Below are 4,461 nucleotides of genomic sequence, written 5' to 3' on the forward strand. Positions count from 1 at the left end.
GCTCACATCGCCCGCTGCGTGCCCCCAAAAATCCACGAGCAAGAGCGCGGCTGGGGTGGGATTCTGTGCGGGGGTTAGATTGTGAGGTCTTTTTTGAAGTCTATTTCGCGCCAGTTGCCCTCGATCACCACGGCCTGTGCGCCGCCAAATTTATCGATCATGCCCTGCAAAAAGCTCGTCATATACATGTTTTCAAAGTCCTTGCCATCATAGAGTGCGCTTCTATCTAGCCCATCATAAAAGGCCAAAACCTCAGGCAAAAAGGCGTGAGAAAATTTAAAAAGCCCGATGTATTGCGCCTCTATGTCGGCGTAGCTTGAGGGCTTTTTGCCAAGCTCTATGATTTTGCCCTCTTTAAATTTCAAGCTCTCAGCGTCTTCGAGCGGATTTTCAAAACGCTTCTCCCAAAGCTCACGCCAAGCCCTATCCACCACGATGCAAAGCTCACCCTTAGCCTCCAAAAGCCTGCGCGCCGTGTCCTCAAAATACACGATGTCCGCATAGGATACGATCAAATCGCGCCCCTCATCAACGCACTCTTGCAGGAATTTGCGCGCGCAAAAAAGCGTGGCGAGCATGTTGGTTTTGTCGTAATTTTTGTTTTCAAAAAGGCGATCGACTTGGAATTTTTTTTTCAAAAATTCCCGCAAAACTTCAAATTTATAGCCGCCTACCACGGCGATTTCACGCACTCCTGCCGCTTTGAGGGCTGAAATTTCATAATCGATCAAGCTCCTGCCCTGATACTCAACCATAGTCTTTGGCACGCTTTGCGTGAGGGGCATGAGCCTTGAGCCAAAGCCAGCCGCTAAGATCACCGCTTTCATCTTTTCTCCCTTAAATTTTCAAGCCACTCCCGAAAAATGCTTCGCTCGTTCAGTCCGTTCGCTCTTTCAATGTGCCACATCAGCGCCCAAATTTTCGCGCCCCTGTGCCTAAAAGCCTCCACAGTGCCATCCTCTGCGAAGGCTAGGGGCTCTAAAGCCTGCCCGAGTGTCGCGATGGCGTAGTTGTGAAAGGAGTTGATTGTCGTTTGCGTGTCGTTTGTGAGGCGGATGGCATGCTCCTGGGTGTGATTTTCGCAGGGGCTGAGGGTGGAGCCAAAAAAGTGCGCGATGAATTGTGCCCCCCTGCAGATGCCAAGCAGGGGTAAATTTTCCTCAAGGCAGTGGGTGAGAATCTGCGCCTCATACGCGTCTCGTTTGAGGGATAGAGGGCTGGGGTTGAGGGTGGCGAGGTCGTTACCCCCGCTTAAAATCACGCCTTTTAAATGCGGGGCATAAGTCTTAAAATTTATCTCATAAGAAAGCGGCAGAGGTAGAAAAGATTTTAAATTTTCTCTAAAAAATTCTCCCCAATCAAGCGCTAGGGCTTCTCTTAGCTCGTAATAGCTCTCGTTTGAAAGTAAGCGTTGTGAAATTCCTATAAACAAAAGATTTGCTCACTTTCGCACTCTATCTTAAGGCGACTTGCTTTTAAATATCTTTGAAAGTCAAGCTCACCCACGCCGATAACCGCAGGGAGTCCTAGCTCGGAAGCCCTTATTGCCATATGTGAATTTGCTCCGCCATAGCAGGTAATAAAACCAGCGATTTTTTTAGTAAATAAATAATCATACCCCGGGTCAGCTGCGTAAATTAACACAATTTTCCCCTCTAAGTTTTCCTCATTTTCCCGTGCCGTATTTGCCACTATGCTTTTTTGCGTGATGAAATTTGGACAGAGTTTAGCACTAAAGAAAGAAAAAATTTGCTCCGCATCGCTTAAAAGAGACGGAAGCTTAATGCTTTTGGTTAGCTCGTATTCTTTTTTATAATGCTTAATTTCTCTTAAAAACTGTTCTTTTGGACTTTGAGAATAAAGGCTTGAGTAAAGATTTAATACCGCATTAATATCAAGGTGCGCCATATCTTCTTTGCTAATATCATAATACTCCCCAAGCTCCCCTATAAAAACAATGGCTTGCGAAAGAAGCTTGGTAAAATCAAATTTCACCATTTCACGCCCCTCAATCGCCTCTTTTAAAAAGCTAAAAAACTCATCCGCCCCCACGCTAAGCCCGTGCTCGTCTAAAAGGCTTTGAAATTTGGCTTTTTTAGCCTCACTTAGGCTAAATTTTTTCTCTTTTGTTTTCGTTTTATTTTCGTTTTGTTTCAGTTCAAAATAAGCGTTAAAATTCTCATCATAACGAGGCGAGAGTATATTGTAAGTTCCAGCCCTTAAATGCCCAAATTTCTTTAAAAATGCTGGTTTTGTTTTAGAATTTAAACTCTCACTTTCTAAGCTTAAGGTTTTGCTTATAGTTTGAAGAGAATTAAGAAAATCCGCCCTTTCCTTCTGTGTAAAAAAGCCTATCTCTACTAAAGAATTAAGCATTTGCATCGCGACAAATCCAGCCCTAGCCACCCCTGCAAAAGGCAAAGTGCCATAACGCTTACATTCTTCTAAAAGCCAGTAAATTTTATCAAGTAAAGAAAGCTTCGAGCTTGTAAGTTTTGCATAAATATCATTAAGTTTTTTAGCTTTTTGTATGTCTTTTAAATAAAGTCCTTTTGGATTGATGATATGATTTGTAAGCTCTAAAAGGCTAAATTCAAGGCGTTTAAGCTCATTTTCATTAAATCCGTGTTTTAAGAGCTTTTTAAGCTTATGTGGGGTGTTAAAATCATAACAAGAAAAAACGATATTAAATTCTATCTTATCGTGTAAATCGTGATTTAAATCAAGCTCATTAAGATAGTGATTGACAAGCTTTTGGGCGATTTTATCGTCCAAACTTTTTGGCACAAAAGAATTAAAAGAAAGTCTCACATCCACATAAGGAATTCCTAAAAACGAGTGGATAAGCGGGTGAGAGCGCAAGTCTTTATAGCCGTAATTATCCCTTTGATACGCCCAAATATTATCCGTGATGATATATTTATAAAGGCTAAAAGCTAGGCGTTTTGGACGCAGTCCTATGATTTCAGCAGGATTCCAATCAGGCATCACGCCAAAAATAGCCTTTTCTCCCAAAACGCGGGGGCGCGGCTCTTGTAAAGAAATAAAGCGTTTGTAAAATCTATCTAAGGCTTCTTTTGGTAAAGAATGAAAAAGGTTGATTTTCCCCTCCATCACTAAAGGTCTCACCTGCAAACAAAAAAGCTCCCTTTTGCCCTTGAAAGTCGCAAAAGCAAATTCGACATCTAAAAAATTACACTCAAAAAGTGCTTCAAGTTCCTTAATCAAAGAAATGATTTTCTTAGTATCCTCATCTTTAAATTTCAAAGATTCTCGGTAGTGAAAATAAGTCAAGGCATTTTGTGCGCTGCCGTCTGTTATAGAGGAGTTTGAGCCACTTTTGTCATATTGTAAGCAAAAATAAGGCGAAAAATTATCTTTATCTACGCTAAAACCAACCCCACAAAGCTCTATTTTTTCAAGGCAGGGTTGGATAAGAATTTCATCTTTTTTAGAGGGCATTGAAGAGCCGACATTAAAAAGAGCGTTTAAAAGCTCTTTTTCATTATGCGCGTGGATATTTGCGAGGCTTAAAAAAGCCCCAGCATTTGAATTTTTCGTGCTATCCTCCGCCTTAGAAGAAGAGCGGATGATGAGTTTGGTGGCTTTTAAATTTCTTATTGCTTGAAGGATTTTTGGCGTATCCTTTTCTAAATCTTCCAAAGTCGTTAGCACCATAGGTAAAATTTTAGCAGATTTTAATCTCCCCTCCAAAGAAGCTAAATTTCTAGCCTTAGTTTGAAATTTCAAAGCCATTTTTATCCCTTAAATTTTCTTAGCACTCCAGCAACGAGTGGTGTATTTAATGTCAAATTCCTTAGGCAAACGCTCACGAATTTTAGAAGCAATTTTTTCAAAAAGCTCTACACCTTCGGCTTGTTCTAAATCCCAGTAAGGATTTTTCACACTTTTCCACGCATTGATATAATTTTCTATACTTTGGTGGAAATAAAAATCCTCTTCCAAATAAATGATATTATCAAACAAATCCTTACGACTCTCAATGATAGGGCGTTGGTCCTCTCTTCTCGTGCCTCTTGTATAATTTGGCACAAATTCCATTATGGTGTCTTCAGCGATCTTTTGCATAGGATCGTTTAAATCCCTATGATTCCACATACAAGAAAAATAACCGCCCTTTTTAAGCAAACGATGTGCCTCTTCTAAAGCCTCATTTCTATCCATAACATTAAAGCTTGAGCCAAAGGTTACCCAGTCAAATTCCCCAGCTTGAAGCGTGGAGTCTATGCCTGTGGCGCGCACCCACTCTATCTTTTGTCCCTTAGTGCGTTCTATACCTATCTCTCTCATCGCATCGTTTGGCTCGACTGAGACAACCTCGCACCCTCTTTCAAGTAACATTATGCTTAAATTTCCTGTCCCAGCACCGATATCAGCGACCTTTAAGCTAGAGTTGCCGGGGACACGGGGCCCCCCCCCCCGGGGGGGGGGGCGGGACGG

At 41.7% G+C, this 4,461-nt stretch carries 4 protein-coding genes; all 4 read right to left on the reverse strand.

Annotated features, from left to right (window positions below; translation table 11 throughout):
* Positions 1–74: 74 nt before the first annotated feature.
* A complete protein-coding gene (locus Q4A73_RS06890; protein WP_303206719.1) occupies positions 75–827 on the reverse strand; it encodes a phosphocholine cytidylyltransferase family protein in 753 nt (250 codons plus the stop codon).
* The gene (locus tag Q4A73_RS06895) at positions 824–1,432 is read right to left on the reverse strand and encodes a gamma-glutamyl-CDP-amidate hydrolase (RefSeq protein WP_303206720.1); all 609 of its coding nucleotides are present in this window, start codon (positions 1,430–1,432) and stop codon (positions 824–826) included. The genes Q4A73_RS06890 and Q4A73_RS06895 overlap by 4 nt, the downstream gene beginning before the upstream one ends.
* Positions 1,423–3,756 (reverse strand): PEP-utilizing enzyme, encoded by a 2,334-nt coding sequence (locus Q4A73_RS06900; RefSeq protein WP_303206721.1) that lies wholly within the window; start codon positions 3,754–3,756, stop codon positions 1,423–1,425. The genes Q4A73_RS06895 and Q4A73_RS06900 overlap by 10 nt, the downstream gene beginning before the upstream one ends.
* Positions 3,757–3,765: 9 nt before the next feature.
* The coding region (locus Q4A73_RS06905) for a class I SAM-dependent methyltransferase (RefSeq protein WP_303206722.1) at positions 3,766–4,461 on the reverse strand (696 nt) is incomplete at its 5' end.

The sequence above is a fragment of the Campylobacter sp. genome (genome assembly GCF_030528245.1).
Lineage (GTDB): Bacteria > Campylobacterota > Campylobacteria > Campylobacterales > Campylobacteraceae > Campylobacter_D.

Excerpts from the sequence above, each read along its gene's own strand:
- Q4A73_RS06890 (WP_303206719.1), bottom strand. The coding sequence starts at position 827 with ATGAAAGCGGTGATCTTAGCGGCTGGCTTTGGCTCAAGGCTCATGCCC.
- Q4A73_RS06900 (WP_303206721.1), bottom strand. The coding sequence starts at position 3,756 with ATGGCTTTGAAATTTCAAACTAAGGCTAGAAATTTAGCTTCTTTGGAG.